Raw genomic sequence first — 21305 nt, 5'->3', positions numbered from 1 at the left:
AGCCCCGAGCCTGCCGATTCACCCCGCCCGCCCCGTCTTCCAGGGACTTTCCCTCCCCGGCCACCCTGATAGGTGAATCCGCGCTCCTCACCATCGGGACCCTCCGCTGTCTTGCCGTGACGTACCGCAACCCCGTACAAGATCCACAGCAGGAAGTTACCGCCCGGTAGACGACTGGCCGGGCAGCCACCGAACGGGGACACCCATGAACAAGGTCATGACGAGGGCCCAGCACACCCCCGGCGCCCGCCCGCCCGGCGCCCGTCCGCCCGGCACGCGTCCGCCCGGCCGCCGTGACACCCGCCGCCCCTCCGGCGCACCACCCCGCTCCCCGAACGGCAGCACCCCCCACACGCCCCCGCGCCCCGACTCCCCCGCCGTCCCGGCCCCCCACAGGCACCTCCCCCAACCCCCTCGGCCCCGGCCCCGCCCCACCGACCTCTTCGCCGACCTCCTCGTCGCCGTCCTCAGCGGCCAGCGCCCGGTCCACGCCATGCTCCGCCACACCCTCGGCCGCGCCTACGACGACCTGGCCCACCTCGCCGAACGCGGCCCCCTGCGCACCACCCACGGCATCCGGCCGGTCGTCCGCGACATCGGCTACGACATGCCCCGCCCCGGCGCCATCGAGGCCTTCGCCCGCATCAGCGCCGGCGACCGCCTGCGCGCGATGGCCTTCCGCCTGGAACTGGGCACCGACCGCCGCTGGCGCTGCACGGCCGTCGAACTGGGCGGCCCCCGCAGCCCCCGCCCGACGGGCGACTGACCCCACCCCCTCCCGCACCGGCGAAGCACGCACACACAGAAGGGCCGGGCCACCCCCAGGTGACCCGGCCCTCACACCCTACGAAGCCTCAGCAGACTCCCGGCGCCCTACTTCTTGCGGCGCCGCCCCGCCTTGGCCTGCTTGCGGCGCTCCGCACGCGTGAGACCGTCGGCCTCGGACCGCACCGGCTCCTCGTCGACGAGGTCGCCCTCGATGGTGCCGCCCTCACCGTCCACGGTCGGCGCGGAGAAGTGCAGGTTCCGCCGCTGCGGCACGTCCAGGCCCTTGGCGCGGATCTCGGGCCGCCCGCTCGCCTGCGCCGGAACCACGTCCTGCTTCTCCATGTCGACCGGCGCGGCCTCCTCGACCGGAACCTCCTCGACCTGCTGCTCCACCTGGACCTCCAGGTTGAACAGGTAGCCGACGGACTCCTCCTTGATGCCCTCCATCATCGCGGTGAACATGTCGAAGCCCTCACGCTGGTACTCCACCAGCGGGTCCTTCTGCGCCATCGCGCGCAGACCGATGCCCTCCTGGAGGTAGTCCATCTCGTAGAGGTGCTCACGCCACTTGCGGTCCAGCACCGACAGCACGACCCGGCGCTCCAGCTCCCGCATGATCTCGGAGCCGAGCTGCGCCTCACGCGCCTCGTACTGCTCGCTGATGTCGTCCTTGATGGACTCGGCGATGAACTCGGCGGTCAGACCGGCCCGGTCCCCGGCCGCCTCCTCCAGCTCCTCGATGGTGACCTTCACCGGGTAGAGCTGCTTGAACGCACCCCACAGCCGGTCCAGGTCCCAGTCCTCCGCGAAACCCTCGGCGGTCTCCGCGGTGACGTAGGCGTCGATCGTGTCGCCCATGAAGTGCTGGACCTGCTCCTGAAGGTCCTCACCCTCCAGGACGCGGCGCCGCTCACCGTAGATGACCTCACGCTGCCGGTTGAGGACCTCGTCGTACTTCAGGACGTTCTTCCGCGTCTCGAAGTTCTGCTGCTCGACCTGCGACTGGGCGGACGCGATCGCGCGCGTGACCATCTTGTTCTCGATCGGCACGTCGTCCGGCACATTCGCCATGGACATCACGCGCTCGACCATCTGCGCCTTGAACAGCCGCATCAGGTCATCACCCAGGGACAGGTAGAAACGCGACTCACCCGGGTCGCCCTGACGGCCGGAACGGCCCCGCAGCTGGTTGTCGATACGACGCGACTCGTGCCGCTCGGTGCCCAGCACGTACAGCCCGCCGAGGTCCTCGACCTCGTCCTTCTCCGCCTTGACGGCCTGCTCGGCCTTCTCCAGGGCGGCCGGCAGGGCCGCGGCCCACTCCTCGATGTGCTCCTCCGGGTCGAGGCCGCCCTGCCGCAGCTCCGCCTCCGCGAGGTCCTCGGGGTTGCCGCCCAGCTTGATGTCCGTACCACGGCCGGCCATGTTCGTGGCGACGGTCACGGCGCCCTTGCGACCGGCCTGGGCGACGATCTGCGCCTCACGCTCGTGGTGCTTGGCGTTCAGCACCTCGTGCTGGACGCCCCGCTTGCTGAGCTGCTGCGACAGGTACTCGGACTTCTCGACCGACGTGGTGCCGACCAGGATCGGCTGGCCCTTCTCGTGCTTCTCGGCGATGTCGTCGACGACCGCCTCGAACTTCGCCACCTCGGTGCGGTAGATCAGGTCCGACTGGTCCTTGCGGACCATCGGCTTGTTCGTCGGGATCGGGACCACGCCGAGCTTGTAGATCTGGTGGAACTCGGCGGCCTCGGTCATCGCCGTACCGGTCATGCCCGACAGCTTGCTGTACAGGCGGAAGAAGTTCTGCAGGGTGATCGTGGCGAGCGTCTGGTTCTCGTCCTTGATGTCCACCCCTTCCTTCGCCTCGATCGCCTGGTGCATGCCCTCGTTGTAACGGCGGCCGGCGAGGATACGGCCCGTGTGCTCGTCGACGATCATGACCTCGCCGTCGATGACGACGTAGTCCTTGTCCTTCTTGAAGAGCTCCTTCGCCTTGATGGCGTTGTTCAGGTAGCCCACCAGCGGCGTGTTCACCGACTCGTAGAGGTTGTCGATGCCCAGCCAGTCCTCGACCTTGGAGACACCCGCCTCGTGGATGGCGACCGTGCGCTTCTTCTCGTCGACGTCGTAGTCGCCGGTCTCCTCGAGACCCTTCAGCGGGTTGCCCACCTCACCGCGCTTCAGGCGCGTCACCAGCTTCGCGAAGTCGCCGTACCACTTGGTGGCCTGGTCCGCCGGACCGGAGATGATCAGCGGCGTACGGGCCTCGTCGATCAGAATCGAGTCGACCTCGTCGACGATCGCGAAGTTGTGCCCGCGCTGGACGAGCTCGTCCTTCGACCACGCCATGTTGTCGCGCAGGTAGTCGAAACCGAACTCGTTGTTCGTGCCGTACGTGATGTCGCAGGCGTACTGCTCGCGGCGCTGCGCGGGCGTCATGTTGGCGAGGATGCAGCCGACGCTCAGTCCCAGGAACCGGTGGACGCGGCCCATCATCTCCGAGTCGCGCTCGGCCAGGTAGTCGTTGACCGTGATGAGGTGGACGCCGTCCCCGGAGATCGCGTTCAGATAGGCCGGCAGCGTACCCACCAGGGTCTTGCCCTCACCGGTCTTCATCTCGGCGACGTACCCCATGTGCAGGGCGGCACCGCCCATCATCTGCACGTCGTAGTGACGCTGACCCAGCACACGCTTGGCCGCCTCACGCACCGTGGCGAACGCCTCCGGCAGCAGGTCGTCGAGGCTCTCGCCATCGGCGTACCGCTGCTTGTACTCATCGGTGAGGGCCCGCAGCTCGGCGTCGGAGAGGTCGACGAAGTCCTCTTCGATGGAGTTGACCTGGTCCGCGATGCGGTGCAGCTTGCGCAGGATCTTGCCTTCGCCTGCACGCATGATCTTCGAGAGGACGGACACGGGGGTTGGTCTCCTTGCCGGTCGGGCCTGGGACGGTCGGTTTCCATTTGACTTACTGAGCAACGGCCATCGTATGCGAGGACCCCACCACGCCGGGAGGTCTGGCGTGACGAGGACCGCACGCCGCCGCGCACGACGTCACGCTCGGCTTCGAAAAGGACAACGGCCGGGCCCCGCGGATGGTGCCGCCCCCCGCAGACGAATTGCGCGAATTGTGATCACCCGCTCACCCGCCGCAAACCCATGGCGTCCCTCCCGCACCCCGCGCAGAATCGGCCGATGCAGTCCGTCACGCTCACCACCCACCGCCTGGTCCTGCGCCCCGTCGGCCCCCAGGACACCGAAGCCGTCCACACCGCCGCCCAGGACCCCGACATCCAGCGCTGGACCACCATCCCCTCCCCCTACCTCCCCGAACACGCCCGCACCTTCACCGAGGAGGTCGCCCCGGCGGGCTGGGCCGACGGCACCCTGTTCACCTTCGGCGTGTTCCTCCCCGACGGCACCCTCGTCGGCGTCAACAGCCTCATGAGGCGCTCCCTCGGCACGGCCGAGATCGGCTACTGGGCCACCAAGGAACACCGCGGCCGCGGCTACACCACCGAGGCCGCCCGCACCGCGTCCCACTGGGCCTTCACCGACCTCGCCGTCGACCGCGTCGAATGGCGCGCCGAAGTCGGCAACACCGCCTCCCGCGCGGTCGCCGAACACGCCGGCTTCACCCTGGAGGGCACCCTGCGCTCCGCCATCGACAACAAGGGCGTGCGCCGCGACTGCTGGGTGGGCTCCCTGCTCCCGTCGGACCTGGGCCTGCCGTCGACCGCCCCGTACCTCCCGGCACCCACGAACGGGCCGCACCGCTGACCCTCCCCGGGACAGTCCCGCTGTCAGACCCACCCCCTATCGTGCGCACCATGACGACCCCGCGCGCGACCGCAGAGCTCTCCGCAGACGAAGCCCGCCGCATCGCCCTGCGGGCGCAGGGCTTCCTCGGCTCCCCCGACCGCAGAGCCGGCGTCCGCGGCGTCCTGCGCCACCTCGGCGCCGTCCAGCTCGACACCATCTCCGTCCTCGCCCGCTCCCACGAACTCATCCCCTACGCCCGCCTGGGAGCCGTAGGCCGCAGCACGGTCGAGGCCGCCTACTGGAAGCCGTCCCCCGGCACGCCCGCGGCGCGCCCCCACGCCTTCGAGTACTGGTCCCACGCCGCCTGCATCCTCCCCATCGAGGAGTGGCCCCACTTCGCCTTCCGCCGCCGCGCCTACCGCAACCGCCCCCACTGGAACCACCACCTCCCCGAGGGCACCTACGACCAGGTCGTCAAGCAACTCCGCACCGAGGGCCCCCTCACCGCGACGGAACTGGGCGGCGCGAAGCGGACCAGCGAGTGGTGGGACTGGTCCGGCACCAAGGTCGCCGTCGAACGCGCCCTGATGTACGGCGAGGTCGTCTGCGTCGAACGCCGCGGCTGGAAACGCGTCTACGACCTGGCCGAGCGCGCCGTCCCGGCCGACCTCCTGCACGACGAACTCGACGACGGCGCATGCCTGCGCCGCCTGGTCCGGCTGGCCGGCCGGTCCCTCGGCGTCGGCACCCGCGCCGACATCGCCGACTACCACCGTCTCAAGGGCGACCAGGTCGACGCGGTGATCGCCGACTCCGGACTGGTCCCCGTCACCGTCGAGGGCTGGGCGAAACCGGCCTGGGCCGACCCGGAGGCCCTGCGGACACCCCCGCGCGGCCGCCACCGCACCACCCTGCTGTCCCCCTTCGACTCCCTCGTCTGGGAACGGGCCAGGACCGAACGTCTCTTCGGGTTCACCCACCGCCTGGAGGCGTACGTCCCCCGGCAGAAGCGGATCCACGGCTACTTCGCGATGCCGGTCCTGGCCGGCGGCCGCCTCGTCGGCCGCGTGGACCCGGCCCGCGAGGGCCGCACCCTGGTCGCCAGGCAGGTCACCCTGGACGGCCCGAAGGCGGTCCCGGCAGTCGCCCGCGCCCTGGTCGAGGCGGCGACCTGGGTCGACTGCACGGACGTACGGGTGGAACGCGTCGACGCCCCGGACCTGCGCGAGCCCCTCACCCACGAGCTCACCCGCGCCCTCGCCTGACCGGCGGCGCCACCGGATCGCTCCACGTCCCTGGTTTCCAGGTCGCTTCTAGCGGATCTCGAGGATCTTCTCCCGCATCGCGTACACCACCGCCTCCATCCTGGAGTGCAGCTGCAGCTTCTCCAGGATGTTGCGCACGTGGTTCTTCACCGTGTTCTCGGAGATGAACAGCTCCTTGGCGATGTCCCGGTTGTTCATCCCCGTGGCGACGAGCTTGAGCACCTCCAGCTCACGGTCCGTCAGCCGGGGTGCGGGAACGAGCCGCCGCTCGTCGGTCCGCTGGATCATCGACTTGAACTCGGTGAGCAGCTTCGACGCCATGGAAGGGCTGATCTGCGACTGTCCGTCGGCCACGGCGCGGATCGCCGTCGCGACCTCGTCCGTGGAGATCTCCTTCAGGAGGTATCCGGTCGCGCCCGCCTTGATCGCGTCGTAGAGATCGGCCTCCTCGTCGCTGATCGTCAACATGATGATCTTCGCGCTGGGGGCCACCTCCTTGATGGACGTGCACGCCTCGATGCCACCGCGCTTGGGCATCCGCACGTCCATCAGCACGATGTCCGGCAGCAGGTCGGCCGCCTTGTCCACGGCTTCGGCGCCGTCGCCCGCCTCGCCCACGACCTGGATGTCCTCCTCGGCCGCGAGCACGATCTCCAGTCCGCGACGGAACAGGGCGTGGTCGTCCACGACAAGGACTCTGATCGGCTCCTTGCGGGGAGTGCCCGCGTCCGGGCCCATGCCGACGACGCCGTCGACGGCATCCCCATCATGCATCGGTCCGAAGCTGTCCGCCATCGTTCCTCCCCCTGAAGGCTGTGGCCGTGGTCCAGTGCCATCGCCAACGCAAGGCAACGGCCCACCGGTTGAGCCGTTGCCGCCATGATTCCATGCCAGGACGACAACGGTGTGACAGAGCGGTGCGCGAAGGGGTCGCACACGGGTGCCCCTGGGGGCGCATACCAGCGCTCCAGGGGCACCCGCTCAGCTGTCACGGGACCGGGTCAGCCGCCCAGCGCGCCGCCCGCCTCGGGCGCGTGCGTCTGCGTGACCATCGTGTCCGTCCTGAGGTGGATCACGCCGTAGTCGTAGGCGTGGCGCCGGTAGACGACGCTGGGTTCCTTCGTCTCGGAGTCGACGAAGAGGTAGAAGTCGTGCCCGACCAGTTCCATCTCGTAGAGGGCCTGGTCAAGGGTCATGGGTGCGGCGACGTGGGTCTTCTCGCGCACCACGAGGGGGCCGTCGCCCTGCACCTCGAGCGAGCCGATCCGCTTGGTGGGGACGCTCTTCGACTCCTCGGCCGAGGTGAGACGGCCATTGCCGTCGAGGGTCGCGACGCCCGGGACCTGGTCGGAGACCTCCGCTGCCGAGAGCCGGCGTGCGCCGCGCCGCGTGTAACGCTTGTCGTGCTGCTTGCGCAGCTGGGCGTCCAGCTTCTCCGCCGCCAGGTCGAGTGCCGCGTACGGGTCGCTGGCCGCCGCCTCCGCCCGGATCACCGGACCACGGGAGCGGAGCGTGATCTCCACCCGGTCGCTCCGGTCGGCCTGTCGGGGGTTGGGCTCCTTGGACACCTCGACGTCGAGGCTCATCACCTTGCCGTCGAGCTTCTGGATCTTCTCCAGGTTCAGCTTCTCGGCCACGTGCTTGCGGAACCGCTCGGGCACCTCGGTCTTGCGGCCCTTGACGACGATGTCCACGCAGAACTCCGTTCCCGGATCGCTCCGCATCCACGGCGGAGCATCTCCCTTTTGCACCAGACTCCGGCGAGCACCGGAACCTCGGACTCGGTGACTTCCACCTCCTCCTCCCCCATGGGCGAGATCTCCACCCAGGTGCTGCGGGTGATTAACAAAAACCGCAGCACGCAGCACGGCATTCGCAATGGAGGGGTGTGGCCTGCGGCTTCCCTCACAACCGAACATATCTCGCCCGGACGGATGTCGTCACCCTCTACTGCGACGTACCTCCGTTCAGGTGAATTCACGCTCCTATTACCTGCAACGACTCAACTCCACCGCCGGTTCCGGTTTATTTCGAAAGCGTCCGGCGGCGCTGCCACCACGGCCGCGCAGACCACCTGACCTGCACCGCCGACGCCGGCTGTCCCCGCCGGCACCCGTCCCGCACCTCCCTCCCGTGCTCCGGACGGCCGTACCTCTCTGCCTTCCCGGGTGACGCGCCCGTACACAGCCGTCGCGCCTTCGACCCGCGCCGGCCACTCGACCTCACCGGTCGGCCGGTTCTGCCCGGCCGAGCCGTTCGACCCGGCCGAGCCGGTCGCACCGGCGAGCCGTGCGGCCTCCGCGTTCTCCGTCTCCCGCCCCCGCTCCCGGGCCACCGCCGCACGCACCGCGCGCGCCGCCTCGGCCAGTGAGGCACCCGTCGTGACGAGGTCGTCGACGAGTACCACCGGACCACCGCACAACACCCGCGCCCCACCGGGCACCACGGCCAGCGCACCCACCAGGTTCTCGAGCCGCTGCCGGGAGTTCAGCACCGACTGGTCGGCCACCGCCCGCCGCTGCCGCAACACCGCGGCCACCCGCACCGACGCCCCCGCCCTGCGCAACTCGGCGGCGGCCGCGAGGGCGATACGACGCGCCGGGTCGTGCCCTCGGGCACGGACGGCTCGGGGGGAGGAGGGCAGAGGGACGAGGAGAACGGCGGCGGGGACGGGGTGGGGGCTGGGGCTGTTTCCGGCTGTGTCTGCTCCGGCTTCTCCGCGGGGTGGGGGCCCCTCCCCCTCCCCCTCCCCCAACCCCACCCCCACCGCCCCCGCCAACGCCGCCCCCAGTGGCCGTGCCAGGGCGAGCGCCCCGCGTTCCTTGTGTGCCAGCAGCACGGCGCGTACCTCGTCGACGTACCGGGCCGCCGCGTGCACGGTGGGCAGCCCGGGTGGTTCGGGGTCCGGCCGCACGCGGCGCGGCGCGGTTGCGCCGAGTGCGGTACGGCATTCGGGGCAGAGGACCGTACGGGCTTGTCCGCAGCCCGCGCAGTCGGCCGGCAGCACCAGTCCGGCCAGTTCCTGCCACCATCGCCGAAGGCCTTCCATGGGGACTACTGTGCCGGGGTGGGAGTGAGTCGACCACCCCTGTGGAAAACGCCTGTGGAAAAATCCTGAAAGGCGGCGGGGAAAGAAACCGGCGTTACGAACAAACGGACGAGCCGCACGACCGGTCCAGGTCAGCCGCACCCATGCGAGGCAAAGTCCCCTGGCGTTTCCCCGAGAACAACCGCCCCCGCCGGAACACCGCCCTCATCCCGGATAGAACGCCACCGAAGCGGTCTCCTTCAGCGTCCGCCATCCGCTTCCCCCGGGCAGCCACAGCAGTCCGTCCTTGGAGGTGGCGAAGAGCGGGGCGTCGCTGTCCTCGGAGGCGGCGATGCTGGTCACTTCGGTGAGGCCGGGCAGGGTGCCGGTTTCGGGGATGGAGCCGTCGCACTGCACGTACTGCACCTGTTCGACACCGCCGGTCTCGCGCCCGACGACGACGAGCCGGCTGTCTCCGGCCCAGGACATGGCGGTGACCTGTTCGAGGTCGGGTGTGGCGGAGCGCAGTTCCTGGACGCTGACGGTGGTCTGCGTTCCGGTCCGGTCGCGTTCGATGCGTCCGATGAGCAGGGACTGCTTGCCGTCCTTGTCCACGACGAGCGCGATGCGTGCTCCGTCGGCGGCGACCCGTACGGCGTTGATCCGTCCGTCCAGGCCGGGGGTGAGCACGGTGAGGGGCTGGCCGCCGCCCTTCTCCAGGAGGAGCAGCCGGGGGGCGGTGGGGTCGCGGTCGGCGACCCACAGGTCGCCCTGGGCGTCCCAGCTGGGTGTGGTGAGCCGGTCGGCCTCGGTCTTGCCCTTGCTCTGGAGGAGGGGTTGGCCGAGGGCGGTGCCGACCGTGGTGGCGGTGACGTAGAGGGCCTTGCCGTCGAGGGAGACGCCGGCGGCGGTGTCCTCGTCGCGGGCCACGGCCACGGAGCGCAGCTCTTTGCTGCCGTCGCCGAGGGCTCCGGGTACGGTTTCGGCCCGGGCGTTGCCGCTGCCGCTGTTGGGCATGCGGACGAGCCGGTGGCCGCCGTCGATGAAGTACAGGTAGTCGGGGCTGGTCTCCGCGCCGCGGTCGGCCACGGCCGTGGCGCGGTCGTCGCTGAGGGTGCACAGGTGTCTGCCGCCGGCGCGCAGTTCGATCTCGTCGACGGTGGGGCTGAGGCTCTGGAGGGTGAACAGCAGCTGGGCGGCCATCTCGTCGCACTTGCCCTGGCCGATGCGGGCCGCCTTGTTGTTGAGCGGCACGGTGAGTTTGTTGCGGTCGTCCAGGGTGAGTGCGGTGACGTCCTGGGTGAGTGCCGTGCCGGTGGGGAAGCTGGACCGGACGACGGGCTCCAGCCAGCTGGTGGGCCCGTTGAGCAGGGAGCGCACCATCTGGGTCATGGGGTCGACGCGTTCGCGCACGTAGACGGGGTCGGCGACGGCCATGGGCCGGCCGGTGCCCGTGGCGGTGGTGTTGGAGGCGAAGTAGTACTTGTTGACGGACATGAAGTTGCGCTGGAAGTCCGACTTGCCCATGACGATGCCTTGGGGGAGGGCGTCGATGCGCCACTGCCGGGTCTTCTTGTCGCGCGTGAGGTACACGGTCTGGCGGTAGGTGCCGGAGGCGGGTGCGTAGGACTGCTGTGCGTCGAGGGTGGCGACTTCGGTGCCGGTCAGTTTGAAGGCGAAGTCGTCGCCGTCGTCCCTGTCGCCGGACTGGACGACCTCGGTGCCGGGGCCGTCGGCGAGGACCGTCGTGGAGCTGTCGGGTTGCCAGCGTTGCGCGGCCTTGGTGGTGAGGTACTGGCGGGCCGTGGAGTAGCGGGGGTCGTCGCTGGTCAGCGCTTCGAGGAAGCCTTGGACGATTTCGGAGGGCGGGGCGTCGTCGCGGGGCGGCATGGCGAACACCCGCACCTGGGTGTCCTGGCGCGGGGTGGACTCGACGCCTTGGAGGTCTCCGCTGTCGGGCATGGAGGCGCAGCCGGCCAGCAGTAGGGCAGCGCAGGCGGCGTACGCCATCGCGCGCGCCGGTGTACGGCGGCGGCTCCGCCGAGGGCGGTCCGCGCCCGCGGTACGCGTTCCCTCAAGGCCGGTAGGCACCGCGGACGGCACCGCACGTCCCCGCTCCGGGTCAGCGCCCACCACATGTCTCCCCTCGCGGTCAGCGCCCACGAAATGCCTCCCCTTGCTGGTCCGAGCCGGCGGGGCGCGTGCCCGTCCGCTCGGGTGTCTCCCCGTGTGCCGTCCCGCTGGCGGGCGGTTCGTCCGGTCGGCGGGTGCCGGTGGTGGGCCGGGGCACGACGCGTGCGCCGTTGCCGGGCAGCGCGGTGGGGTCGGCGGTGGGGGCGGGCGGGGCCGGCCGGGGGGTGAGCGAGGGCCGCTGCTCACCGGCCGCGGGCTGCACGGGCACGGTGGCGCTCTTCTCGCCCGCGCCGCGGGGCAGGCCGGCGTCGTCGAGTCCGCGGTTGCGGCGCGAGTCCTTGGGTTCCAGCGGTATGGGGGAGCCTCGCAGCGGCTCGTCGGCGGTCCTGGGCAGGGTCAGCCGGAACTGTGAGCCGCCGCCCGGCTCGCCCCAGGCCTGGAGCCAGCCGCCGTGCAGCCGGGCGTCCTCCAGGGCGATCGACAGGCCGAGTCCGGTGCCGCCGGTGGTGCGCGCGCGTGCGGGGTCGGCGCGCCAGAAGCGGCTGAAGACGCGTGTGGCCTCGCCGGGCTTGAGTCCGACGCCGTAGTCGCGTACGGCGACGGCGACCGCGCCACCGGCGGCGGCGAGTCTGACGACGACGTCCTTGCCCTCGCCGTGTTCGACGGCGTTGACGACGAGGTTGCGCAGGACGCGTTCGACGCGGCGTGCGTCGGCCTCGGCGATGACGGGCTGCTGGTCGCCGCGGATCCGTACGGTGGTGCCCTTGCGCTCGGCGAGCGGTGCGGCCCCGCTGACGACACGGCGCACGACGTCGCGCAGGTCGATCGGTTCGGCTTCCAGGGCGGCGGCGCCGGCGTCGAAGCGGCTGATCTCGAGCAGGTCGGCGAGGAGCGACTCGAAGCGGTCGAGCTGGTCGGCGAGGAGTTCCGCCGACCGCGCGGTGACGGGGTCGAAGTCCTCGCGGGCCTCGTGGATGACGTCGGCGGCCATGCGGACGGTCGTCAGGGGGGTGCGCAGTTCGTGCGACACGTCGGAGACGAACCGTCGCTGCATCCGGGACAGGTCCTCCAGTTGGTTGATCTTCAGCTGGAGGTTCTGCGCCATCTTGTTGAAGGCCTCGCCGAGCCGGGCGATGTCGTCCTCGCCGGTGACCTTCATCCGTTCCTGGAGGCGTCCGGCGGACAGTCGCTCGGCGATCCCGGCCGCCATCCGCACGGGGGTGACGACCTGCCGCACGACGAGCCAGGCGATGGCGCCGAGGAGTACGACGACGAAGAGGCCGGCGGTGGCGAGGGTGCCCTTGACGAGGCTGAGGGACTTCTCCTCCTGGGTGAGCGGGAAGAGGTAGTACAGCTCGTAGGACTCGCCGTTGGGGTCGTTGAGCTGTTTGCCGATGACGAGGGCCGGCTGGGACTCCTTGTCGTTGCTGTAGAGGATGCGGGTGTAGCTCTGGGCGGCGCCGGTGCTGGTGTTGACGCGGGTGCGCAGGTCGTCGGGGACGCTCTTGTTGGGGTCGACGTAGCCGGAGGCGCGTGGTCCGCGTCCGCCGCCGCTGTCGTCGCCGGGAGGCAGGGTGACGACGTCGAAGGCGCCTTGGCCGCCGCTGGAGAGCGACGACACGAGTTCGCTCATCCATTCGATGACGTTCTGGGACGTTCCGCCGTCCACGGCGCTGTCGTCGTCGGCGGCGGCGCTGGCGGCCTCGTCGGCCTTCTGCTTGGCGACGGCGAAGCCTCCGGTGGCCTGGCTCTGGGAGGCCTTGACCTTGGCGTCCAGGAGTCCGTTGCGTACCTGCCCGATGACGACGAAGCCGAGCAGCAGGACGACGCCGAGCGACATCAGCAGGGTGGTGACGACGACCTTGAGCTGGATGTTGCGCCGCCACAGCCGCATGACGGGCAGCAGGGGCCGGCGCACCCAGCGCAGCAGGAGCCTCAGGACAGGGCTGTTGCGGATCCCGCCGTGCAGCAGCCCTCCGTCGAAGAGATGCCCGAGGCGTGATCCGGCCGCCTTCCGACCGACAGGCCGCCCCGGACGGGCCCCGGACCGGCCGGGAGCCGAAGCGGCGCTGTCTCCGGACATGTCAGCTCGGTCCTGCCTTGTATCCGACGCCACGGACGGTCACCACGATCTCCGGCCGCTCCGGGTCCTTCTCGACCTTGGACCGCAGCCGCTGCACGTGCACGTTGACCAGGCGGGTGTCGGCCGCGTGCCGGTAGCCCCACACCTGCTCGAGCAGGACTTCCCGCGTGAACACCTGCCACGGCTTGCGGGCGAGCGCGACCAGCAGGTCGAACTCCAGCGGCGTCAGCGCGATGGACTGCCCGTCCCGCTTCACGGAGTGCCCGGCCACGTCGATGACGAGGTCACCGATGGCGAGCTGCTCCGGCGCGGGCTCCTCCGACCTGCGCAGCCGCGCCCGGATCCGGGCGACCAGTTCCTTCGGCTTGAACGGCTTCACGATGTAGTCGTCGGCGCCGGACTCCAGCCCGACGACCACGTCGACGGTGTCGCTCTTGGCCGTGAGCATCACGATCGGCACCCCGGACTCCGCCCGGATCAGGCGGCACACCTCGATACCGTCCCGTCCGGGCAGCATCAGGTCCAGCAGCACCAGGTCGGGTTTTGCCTCACGGAAAGCGGCCAGCGCCTTGTCGCCGTCGGCTACGAAAGACGGTTCAAAACCTTCACCACGCAGCACGATGCCGAGCATCTCGGCCAGTGCGGTGTCGTCGTCGACGACAAGGACTCGTCCCTTCATAAACGACATCATCCCATTCTCATAACGGTGAAGGTGGCGCAGGTGAGCAGCGTCACCGGCCAGTGACCTTAGCCGCACCGGACCGTCACTGTCTGCCCCCGTCCCCGGTCCCCCGTCCCCGGTCCCCGGTCCCCCGTCACCGTCGCCCGACGCGGCGGTGCCGGCCGGTCCCCGCCGAGGCCGTCCCGTCGCCCCGCACAGCCCTACAGGCCGGTCCCCGCCCCAGACCGTCACCGTCGCCCCGGACCGTCACCGTCGCCCCCGCACGGGGCAGGGCGGCACCTCCCCGGCCGGATCCGCCCCCTCCCCACGGCGCGACGATCAGCCGGCCGCCACCCCACTAGGCCGGGCGCACAGCTCGGCGAGGCCCTCGGCGGTCACCGGCGACACCACGCCGTCCTCCGTGACGATCGCCGTCACCAGCTCGGGCGGCGTCACGTCGAACGCCGGGTTGTACGCCTGCGTCCCCAGGGGCGCGACCGGAATCCCGCCGCCTGCTCCCGCCACCGGCACCTGCGGCGCCGTCACCTCCGTCACCTCGAACGCCGGCCGCTGCTCGACGTCGATCGACGCCCCGTCGGGGGTGCCGGGGTCCACCGTCGTCACCGGCGCCACCACGATGAACGGCACGTGGTGGTAGCGGGCGAGCACGGCGAGCGGATAGCTGCCCACCTTGTTCGCCACGGAGCCGTCGGCCGCGATGCGGTCCGCCCCGATCAGTACGGCGTCCACCTCACCGGCCGCGAACAGCGACCCCGCCGCGTTGTCCGTGAGCAGCGTGTACGCCATGCCGCTGCGGCCCGCCTCGTACGCGGTCAGGCGGGCGCCCTGCAGCAGGGGGCGCGTCTCGTCCACCCACAGCCGCCGGAGCCGCCCGGCCCGGTGCGCGGCGAGCGCCACCGCGAACGCCGTCCCCTCGCCGCCCGACACCAGCGAGCCGGTGTTGCAGTGGGTGAGCACCCGGTGCCCGCCCCCGGGCAGCAGTTCGTCGAGGAGGGCGAGTCCGTGCCCCGCCATCCGGGCGCTGGCCTCGGCGTCCTCCTGGTGGAGCCGGCGTGCGGCGGCCAGCGCGGCCCGGGCGCCCTGTTCGTGACCGCCGCCCTGGGCGAGCTCCGCCCGGTAGGCGGAGCGGGCCCGGCGCACGCCGACGGAGAGGTTCACCGCGGTGGGCCGGGCTCCTTCGAGCGCGGCCGCGGCCTCGTCCACGTCGAAGCCACGTGCGGCGGCGAGCGCGACACCGTACGCCCCCGCGATGCCGAGCAGCGGCGCCCCGCGCACGGCGAGCGAGCGGATCGCCTCCACCAGCGCGGACGCGTCCGTACAGACCAGTTCCTGTTCCTCGGTCGGCAGCCTCGTCTGGTCCAGGAGCACAAGTACCGGGCCTTCGGGGGGTTCCTCCCAGCGGATCGCCGGTATGTCGGTGGGCCGCTTGTGCTCGCCGGGTTGCGCGTACTGATCAGCCATGCCGTCAGTCTGCCCGTTATCCGGCGGACAATTGATGCTGTGCAGCCCGGACCGCGGCCGGTCCGTCGATGACCGGCCCATGGCACGATGGCTCCCGAACTGCCGCCGCGCCAGCGGTCGGGCACCGTGAAGGAGCGACGATGAACGACACCCCGGGCTGGGCATCGCCCGGATCCGCCCCGTCCGACGGACAGGAGCCCGGGGCGTCCCACCCTGCCGATTCCGCCGACCGACCCGGCGGTACGCAGCCTGCGGACCAGCCGGCCGCGAACCCGCAGGGCCCCGGCACGAAGTGGTCCGAGGAACAGCCGCCCCCGGCCCCGTGGTCCGCGCCCGCAGGCCCCCGGAACCCGGCTCAGTCTCCCCCGCCTCCCCCGCCCGGCCCCGGCTGGGGCACCCGCCCGCCCGGCGGCCCGGGTCCCGCAGGCCCCGGCGGACACGCAGGCCACAGCGGTTACGGCCCTCCCGGCGGTTACGGCACCCCCGGCGGACACGGCGGACACGGCGGACACGGCGGCTACAACGGCTGGGGTGCCGGCTGGGGCGGCCCTCCGCCCGCCGTCAAGCCCGGTGTGATCCCGCTGCGCCCCCTCGGCGTGGGCGAGATCCTCGACGGCGCCGTCTCCACCATGCGCGCCCACTGGCGCACCGTCCTCGGCATCTCCCTGACCGTCGCCGTCGTCATAGAGGTCGTCGTCGTCCTCGTCCAGGGCCTGTTCCTCGACGACAGCGCGAGCACGGCCGCCCTCAGCGACCCCTACGCCACGATGGACGAGAAGTGGCGCGTCATGGCCGACGTCGTGCTCGACGCGGGTGTCGTCTTCCTGATCGCCCTCGTCGGCAGCATCACGGCCACCGCGCTGCTGACGACCGTCACCAGCCGCGCGGTCATCGGCAGACCGGTGACGACCGGCCAGGCCTGGCGCGACGCCCGCCCCCAGGTACCGCGGCTGTTCGGCCTGGTCTTCTTCCTGATGCTGACGGCGGTCGCCATCGTCGTCGTGGGCGCGCTGCCGGGCGTCCTGGTGGGCGGTGACGCCGGTGACGGGCTGTCCGCACTGGGCGTCCTGGCGGCCCTCGTCGTCGTGGCGTGGCTGCTCACCCGCTTCTCGCTCGCCTCGCCCGCGCTGATGCTGGAGAAGCAGAGCATCAAGAAAGCGCTCGCACGCTCCGCGAAGCTGGTGCGCGGCTCCTGGTGGCGGGTCTTCGGGATCCAGCTGCTCTCCATGATCCTCGCCAACCTCATCGCGACGATCGTGGTGGTCCCCTTCGCCCTTCTCGGCGCCGCCCTCGGCGAGGGAGGAATCTCCGCCTTCACCCAGGGCGACACCGACCTCGGCTGGTCGTACCTGGTCGTCACCGGGATCGGCTCGGTGATCGGCTCCATGATCACGCTCCCGATCACGGCGGGCGTGACCGCCCTCCTCTACATCGACCTGCGCATCCGCCGCGAGGCCCTCGACCTCGACCTGGCCGAAGCCGCCGGCATCCAGGGCTACGGGACACCCTCCCCTGTCACCCCGCCGCGGAGCTGATGCGGTGAGCCCGGGGGGAGTCCTCACAGCCCTGCCGGCACCGCCGGGCGCCGCGGTGCCCGCGACGGTGCCGCACGGCACGCCCGCCCCGGCCCCGCCGTCCCTGTCACACGCCGCCGACCAGGCCGTACGCGTACTGCTGCGGGCGGGTGACGGCCTCCCCGTGTCCTTGCGGGGCGACGAGCCGCCGGTGACCGTCCCCCGCGATCCGGCGCGGGAAGCGGCCCGGCGCGAGCTGTCCGAGCGGCTGTACCACGAGAACGACCCCAGCCTGTTCGAACGGTTCCTGAACGGCCTGTGGGACTGGATCGGCGACCTGCTCACCGCCGCCTCCACCGCCGCCCCGGGCGGAGCGGTCGGCCTGGTCGTGATCGTCCTGGCCGTCGTCGCCGCCGTGGCCGCCCTCTGGTGGCGCCTCGGCACCCCGGGCCGCCGGCCCGCCTCCGCCGCCGCCCTGTTCGACGACCGCCCCCGCAGCGCCGCCGACCACCGCGCGGCCGCCGAGGCACACGCCGCCCAGGGCCACTGGAACCAGGCCGTCCAGGAACGCATGCGCGCCATCGTCCGCGCCCTGGAGGAACGCGCGCTCCTCGACGTCCGTCCCGGACGCACCGCCGACGAGGCCGCCGCGGAGGCAGGCCGCTCCCTTCCTGCCCACACCGGGCGGCTGCACGCCGCCGCCCGCGACTTCGACGACGTCACGTACGGCGGCCGCACGGCCACCGGCCAGACGTACCACCGCATCGCCGGCCTCGACCGCGACCTGGACGACACCACACCCCAGGCCCTCCACAGCAGCACCCCCGGCGCGGACCACCACACCCGCCCCGGAGCGCCCGCATGACGACCGAGGCCACTCTCCCGTCCACCTCGGCCTCGCCCACCGCCCGCCACCTGTGGACCCGTGCACGAGGCATCACCCTCGCCTTCGTCCTCCTGCTGGCCGGGGCCGTCACCCTCGCCGCGCTCCGCTCCGACGCCCGGCACGGCGCCCTCGACCCGCGCTCCGCCGACCCCTACGGCAGCCGCGCCGTGGCCGAGCTGCTCTCCCAGCACGGCGTCGCCACTCGTGTCGTCACCACCGTGGCGGACGCCCGAGCCGCCACCGGCCCGGACACCACCCTCCTCGTCGCCGACCCCGATCTGCTGACGAAACACCAGCAGCGCCGGCTGCACGCGGCGACCACCGACTCCGGCGGCCGCACCGTCCTCGTCGCCCCGGGCGGCTGGTCGGTGAAGACACTCGCACCCGGCGTCGCCGCGGACCCCGCCGCCAGCCGCGAGTCCACCCTCTCCCCAGGCTGTGCCCTGCCCGCCGCCCGCCGCGCCGGCACCGCCGACACCGGCGGCATCCGCTACACCACCACCCTCCGCGACGCGGACGAGTGCTACCCCAGCAACCGCCTCGCCACCCTCCTGCGCCTCCCGGCGCCCTCCGGCGACGGCGACACCGTCGTGCTCGGCGCCCCCGACATCCTCTTCAACGACCGCCTCGACGAACAGGGCAACGCCTCGCTCGCCCTCCAGCTCCTCGGCTCCCGCCCTCACCTGGTCTGGTACCTCCCCTCGCTCTCCGACTCCTCCACCACCGCCCCGGACGACGAGAAGAGCCTCGTCGAACTGCTCCCCGCAGGCTGGCTCTGGGGCACCGTGCAGCTCTTCGTCGCGGCAGCCCTCGCCGCCCTCTGGAGGGCACGCCGACTCGGCCCCCTCGTCCCCGAGGAACTCCCCGTCGCGATCCGCGCCTCCGAAACGGCCGAAGGCCGCGCCCGCCTCTACCGCAAGACCCGCGCACGCGACCGCGCGGCCACCGCTCTTCGCTCCACGACCCGCACCCGCCTCGCCCCTCTCGTCGGCCTCCCCGTCGCCCAGGCCCACACGCCCGAGACCCTCCTCCCCGCCCTGTCCGCCCACCTCAACAGCGACGGACAGGCCCTGTACCCCCTCCTCTTCGGCCCGCCACCCGGCGACGACCAAGCGCTGATCACACTCGCCGACCGACTCGACGCCCTCGAAAGAGAGGTACGCCGTCCATGATGGACCCGACCACTGACAACGCCGGGAAGACCGGGGATCCGGGCGACGCCCGCGCGTCCCTGGAAGCCCTGCGTGCCGAGATCGCCAAGGCCGTGGTCGGCCAGGACCCCGCCGTGACCGGTCTAGTCGTCGCCCTCCTGTGCCGCGGCCACGTCCTCCTCGAGGGGGTCCCCGGCGTCGCCAAGACCCTGCTCGTCCGCGCCCTGGCCGCGGCCCTCGACCTCGACACCAAACGCGTCCAGTTCACCCCCGACCTCATGCCCAGCGACGTCACCGGCTCCCTCGTCTACGACGCCCGCACCGCCGAGTTCTCCTTCCAGCCCGGCCCGGTCTTCACCCACCTCCTCCTCGCCGACGAGATCAACCGCACTCCGCCGAAGACCCAGGCCTCCCTCCTCGAAGCCATGGAGGAACGCCAGGTCACCGTCGACGGCACCCCCCGCCCCCTCCCCGACCCGTTCCTGGTCGCCGCGACCCAGAACCCGGTCGAGTACGAGGGCACCTATCCCCTGCCCGAAGCCCAGCTGGACCGTTTCCTCCTCAAACTCACCGTCCCCCTCCCCTCCCGCCGGCACGAGATCGACGTCCTCACCCGCCACGCCGAAGGCTTCGACCCGCGCGACCTGCACACCGCCGGCGTACGCCCGGTGGCAGGCGCAGCCGATCTCGAAGCCGCCCGAACAGCCGTCGCCAGTACCACCGTCGCCCCGGAGATCACCGCCTACGTCGTCGACATCTGCCGAGCCACCCGCGAGTCCCCCTCCCTCACCCTCGGTGTCTCCCCCCGCGGCGCGACCGCCCTGCTGTCCACCGCCCGCGCCTGGGCATGGCTGACCGGCCGCGACTACGTCATCCCCGACGACGTCAAAGCCCTCGCCCTGCCGACCCTCCGCCACCGCGTGCAGCTCCGCCCGGAAGCGGAGATGGAGGGCGTCACCGCCGACTCGGTCATCAACGCCGTCCTCGCCCACGTCCCCGTGCCCCGCTGATGGCGCTCACCGGACGCGCCGCCCTTCTCGCGACCCTCGGCTCCCTCCCCGTCGGCATCTGGGAACCCGGCTGGACGGGCATCCTCGCCGTCAACGCCTCCCTGGCCGCGGTCTGCGCCTGCGACTACGCCCTCGCCGCCCCCGTACGCCGCCTGCTCCTGACCCGCTCCGGCGACACCTCCGTACGCCTCGGCGACACCGCCGACGTCACCCTCACGATCACCAATCCGTCCGGCCGCCTCCTGCGGGCCCGCCTCCGCGACGCCTGGCCTCCCAGCAGCTGGCTGCCCGGCACCGCGTTCGCCGCCTCCCGCCACCGGCTCACGGTCCCCGCCGGCGAACGGCGCCGCCTCACCACCCGCCTGCGCCCCACCCGCCGCGGCGACCGCCACGCCGACCGCGTCACCATCCGCTCCTACGGTCCTCTCGGCCTCGTCGCCCGCCAGGGCACCCACAAGGTCCCCTGGACCGTACGGGTCCTCCCCCCGTTCACCAGCCGCAGACACCTCCCCTCGAAACTGGCCCGCCTCCGCGAGCTCGACGGCCGCACCAGCGCCCTGACCCGAGGCGAGGGCACGGAATTCGACAGTCTCCGCGCATACGTCCCCGGCGACGACACCCGTTCCATCGACTGGCGTGCCACCGCCCGTCAGTCCACGGTCGCCGTCCGCACGTGGCGCCCCGAGCGCGACCGCCGTCTCCTCCTGGTCCTGGACACCGGGCGCACGTCCGCGGGCCGTGTCGGAGACGCCCCCCGCCTCGACGCCTCCCTGGACGCGGCCCTGCTTCTGGCCGCACTGGCCTCCCGCGCCGGCGACCACGTCGACCTCCTTGCCTACGACCGCCGGGTACGCGCCCTCGTCCAGGGCAGAACGGCCCGTGACCTGCTCCCGTCACTGGTTGCCGCGACGGCCGCCCTGGAACCGGAGCTGATCGAGACGGACGCCCGCGGCCTCATCGCCACCGCCCTTCGTACGGCCCCCCGCCGGTCGCTGATCGTGCTCCTGACGGCGCTGGACGCCGCCCCCATCGAGGCGGGTCTGCTACCGCTCCTCCCGCAGCTCACCCGACGCCACACCGTCCTCCTCGCTTCGGTCGCCGACCCTCGCATCGCCGGTATGGCTCAGGCTCGCGGCACCATCGATGCCGTCTACGAAGCGGCGGCGGCCGCCCAGGCTCAGACAGAACGTCACCGCTCCGCCGAACACCTCCGCCGCCATGGAGTCACGGTCGTCGACGCCCCTCCTGACGAACTGGCGCCGGCCCTGGCGGACGCTTATCTGGCCCTGAAAGCGACCGGACGTCTATAACGCACAAACGGGCTCTCGCAGGAGAGCCCGTAGTTCCATCTAGTCGCCCCTGAACGCAAAAATCCCCCGTGCCATCCGGCACGGGGGATTTCTCAAAAATTGTTCGGCGGCGTCCTACTCTCCCACAGGGTCCCCCCTGCAGTACCATCGGCGCTGTAAGGCTTAGCTTCCGGGTTCGGAATGTAACCGGGCGTTTCCCTCACGCTATAACCACCGAAACACTATGAAACTGTCAGCCGCACCACGCCTGTG

At 71.7% G+C, this 21305-nt stretch carries 16 protein-coding genes and 1 rRNA gene; 8 read left to right on the top strand and 9 right to left on the bottom strand.

What is annotated here, in order from left to right; genetic code table 11:
• Positions 1–205: 205 nt before the first annotated feature.
• Complete coding sequence (locus tag ACIP67_RS06290) at positions 206–766, top strand: Rv3235 family protein (RefSeq protein WP_401688190.1); 561 nt, start codon at positions 206–208, stop codon at positions 764–766.
• 107 nt (positions 767–873) lie between these two features.
• Here ACIP67_RS06290 and secA read toward each other — a convergent pair whose 3' ends face one another.
• On the bottom strand, positions 874–3684 hold the full coding sequence (gene secA, locus ACIP67_RS06285; protein ID WP_401688187.1) for a preprotein translocase subunit SecA: 2811 nt from the start codon (positions 3682–3684) through the stop codon (positions 874–876).
• A gap of 279 nt (positions 3685–3963) precedes the next feature.
• Between secA and ACIP67_RS06280 the strand changes: the two genes are divergently transcribed.
• Both ACIP67_RS06280 and ACIP67_RS06275 read left to right on the top strand, forming a co-directional pair.
• On the top strand, positions 3964–4548 hold the full coding sequence (locus tag ACIP67_RS06280; RefSeq protein WP_401688184.1) for a GNAT family N-acetyltransferase: 585 nt from the start codon (positions 3964–3966) through the stop codon (positions 4546–4548).
• A 50-nt stretch (positions 4549–4598) separates the two neighbouring features.
• Positions 4599–5795 (top strand): winged helix-turn-helix domain-containing protein, encoded by a 1197-nt coding sequence (locus ACIP67_RS06275; RefSeq protein ID WP_401688181.1) that lies wholly within the window; start codon positions 4599–4601, stop codon positions 5793–5795.
• A gap of 48 nt (positions 5796–5843) precedes the next feature.
• On the opposite strand, the gene ACIP67_RS06270 is transcribed toward ACIP67_RS06275, so the two are convergent.
• The 7 genes from ACIP67_RS06270 to mtnA form a co-directional block, all read right to left on the bottom strand.
• Positions 5844–6590, bottom strand: a complete 747-nt coding sequence (locus ACIP67_RS06270) for a response regulator (RefSeq protein ID WP_389523773.1) — start codon at positions 6588–6590, stop codon at positions 5844–5846.
• A 206-nt stretch (positions 6591–6796) separates the two neighbouring features.
• On the bottom strand, positions 6797–7489 hold the full coding sequence (hpf, locus tag ACIP67_RS06265) for a ribosome hibernation-promoting factor, HPF/YfiA family (protein ID WP_401689232.1): 693 nt from the start codon (positions 7487–7489) through the stop codon (positions 6797–6799).
• Positions 7490–7797: 308 nt separating this feature from the next.
• Positions 7798–8844, bottom strand: coding sequence for a ComF family protein (locus ACIP67_RS06260; RefSeq protein WP_401688177.1), 1047 nt, complete (start codon positions 8842–8844; stop codon positions 7798–7800).
• Positions 8845–9048: 204 nt separating this feature from the next.
• On the bottom strand, positions 9049–10833 hold the full coding sequence (locus tag ACIP67_RS06255) for an LpqB family beta-propeller domain-containing protein (RefSeq protein WP_401688174.1): 1785 nt from the start codon (positions 10831–10833) through the stop codon (positions 9049–9051).
• A gap of 142 nt (positions 10834–10975) precedes the next feature.
• Entirely contained in the window at positions 10976–13039 is a 2064-nt protein-coding gene (gene mtrB, locus ACIP67_RS06250) for an MtrAB system histidine kinase MtrB (protein ID WP_401688171.1), read from the bottom strand.
• Position 13040: 1 nt separating this feature from the next.
• Positions 13041–13730, bottom strand: a complete 690-nt coding sequence (mtrA, locus tag ACIP67_RS06245; RefSeq protein WP_187283109.1) for a two-component system response regulator MtrA — start codon at positions 13728–13730, stop codon at positions 13041–13043.
• Positions 13731–14039: 309 nt separating this feature from the next.
• Positions 14040–15182: an S-methyl-5-thioribose-1-phosphate isomerase gene (gene mtnA, locus ACIP67_RS06240; RefSeq protein WP_401688168.1), complete on the bottom strand. Its 1143-nt coding sequence runs from the start codon at positions 15180–15182 to the stop codon at positions 14040–14042.
• Positions 15183–15322: 140 nt separating this feature from the next.
• On the opposite strand from mtnA, the gene ACIP67_RS06235 reads away from it, so the two are divergent.
• The 5 genes from ACIP67_RS06235 to ACIP67_RS06215 all read left to right on the top strand — a co-directional run bounded on the left by ACIP67_RS06235 (position 15323) and on the right by ACIP67_RS06215 (position 21053).
• Entirely contained in the window at positions 15323–16717 is a 1395-nt protein-coding gene (locus ACIP67_RS06235; protein ID WP_401688165.1) for a glycerophosphoryl diester phosphodiesterase membrane domain-containing protein, read from the top strand.
• A gap of 67 nt (positions 16718–16784) precedes the next feature.
• Complete coding sequence (locus tag ACIP67_RS06230) at positions 16785–17561, top strand: DUF4129 domain-containing protein (RefSeq protein WP_401689229.1); 777 nt, start codon at positions 16785–16787, stop codon at positions 17559–17561.
• A complete protein-coding gene (locus tag ACIP67_RS06225; protein WP_401688162.1) occupies positions 17558–18754 on the top strand; it encodes a DUF4350 domain-containing protein in 1197 nt (398 codons plus the stop codon). The genes ACIP67_RS06230 and ACIP67_RS06225 overlap by 4 nt, the downstream gene beginning before the upstream one ends.
• Positions 18754–19743: an AAA family ATPase gene (locus tag ACIP67_RS06220; RefSeq protein WP_401689226.1), complete on the top strand. Its 990-nt coding sequence runs from the start codon at positions 18754–18756 to the stop codon at positions 19741–19743. The genes ACIP67_RS06225 and ACIP67_RS06220 overlap by 1 nt, the downstream gene beginning before the upstream one ends.
• Positions 19743–21053: a DUF58 domain-containing protein gene (locus ACIP67_RS06215; protein ID WP_401688159.1), complete on the top strand. Its 1311-nt coding sequence runs from the start codon at positions 19743–19745 to the stop codon at positions 21051–21053. Before ACIP67_RS06220 ends, ACIP67_RS06215 begins: the two co-directional genes overlap by 1 nt.
• 101 nt (positions 21054–21154) lie before the next feature.
• Here ACIP67_RS06215 and rrf read toward each other — a convergent pair.
• Positions 21155–21271 (bottom strand): 5S ribosomal RNA (rrf, locus tag ACIP67_RS06210).
• Between the last annotated feature and the right edge of the window lie 34 nt (positions 21272–21305).

The sequence above is a fragment of the Streptomyces sp. NPDC088812 genome, assembly GCF_044750285.1.
Taxonomy (GTDB): domain Bacteria; phylum Actinomycetota; class Actinomycetes; order Streptomycetales; family Streptomycetaceae; genus Streptomyces.
The sequence above is the reverse complement of the archived record's forward strand: the minus strand, read 5'-3'. Positions and strand labels throughout refer to the sequence as shown.

Coding starts and splice junctions, on each gene's coding strand:
- ACIP67_RS06290 (WP_401688190.1), top strand. CDS start 206: ATGAACAAGGTCATGACGAGGGCCCAGCACACCCCCGGCGCCCGCCCG.
- ACIP67_RS06280 (WP_401688184.1), top strand. CDS start 3,964: ATGCAGTCCGTCACGCTCACCACCCACCGCCTGGTCCTGCGCCCCGTC.
- ACIP67_RS06275 (WP_401688181.1), top strand. CDS start 4,599: ATGACGACCCCGCGCGCGACCGCAGAGCTCTCCGCAGACGAAGCCCGC.
- ACIP67_RS06270 (WP_389523773.1), bottom strand. CDS start 6,590: ATGGCGGACAGCTTCGGACCGATGCATGATGGGGATGCCGTCGACGGC.
- ACIP67_RS06260 (WP_401688177.1), bottom strand. CDS start 8,844: ATGGAAGGCCTTCGGCGATGGTGGCAGGAACTGGCCGGACTGGTGCTG.
- ACIP67_RS06255 (WP_401688174.1), bottom strand. CDS start 10,833: ATGGCGTACGCCGCCTGCGCTGCCCTACTGCTGGCCGGCTGCGCCTCC.
- mtrB (WP_401688171.1), bottom strand. CDS start 13,039: ATGTCCGGAGACAGCGCCGCTTCGGCTCCCGGCCGGTCCGGGGCCCGT.
- mtrA (WP_187283109.1), bottom strand. CDS start 13,730: ATGATGTCGTTTATGAAGGGACGAGTCCTTGTCGTCGACGACGACACC.
- mtnA (WP_401688168.1), bottom strand. CDS start 15,182: ATGGCTGATCAGTACGCGCAACCCGGCGAGCACAAGCGGCCCACCGAC.
- ACIP67_RS06235 (WP_401688165.1), top strand. CDS start 15,323: ATGAACGACACCCCGGGCTGGGCATCGCCCGGATCCGCCCCGTCCGAC.
- ACIP67_RS06225 (WP_401688162.1), top strand. CDS start 17,558: ATGACGACCGAGGCCACTCTCCCGTCCACCTCGGCCTCGCCCACCGCC.
- ACIP67_RS06220 (WP_401689226.1), top strand. CDS start 18,754: ATGGACCCGACCACTGACAACGCCGGGAAGACCGGGGATCCGGGCGAC.
- ACIP67_RS06215 (WP_401688159.1), top strand. CDS start 19,743: ATGGCGCTCACCGGACGCGCCGCCCTTCTCGCGACCCTCGGCTCCCTC.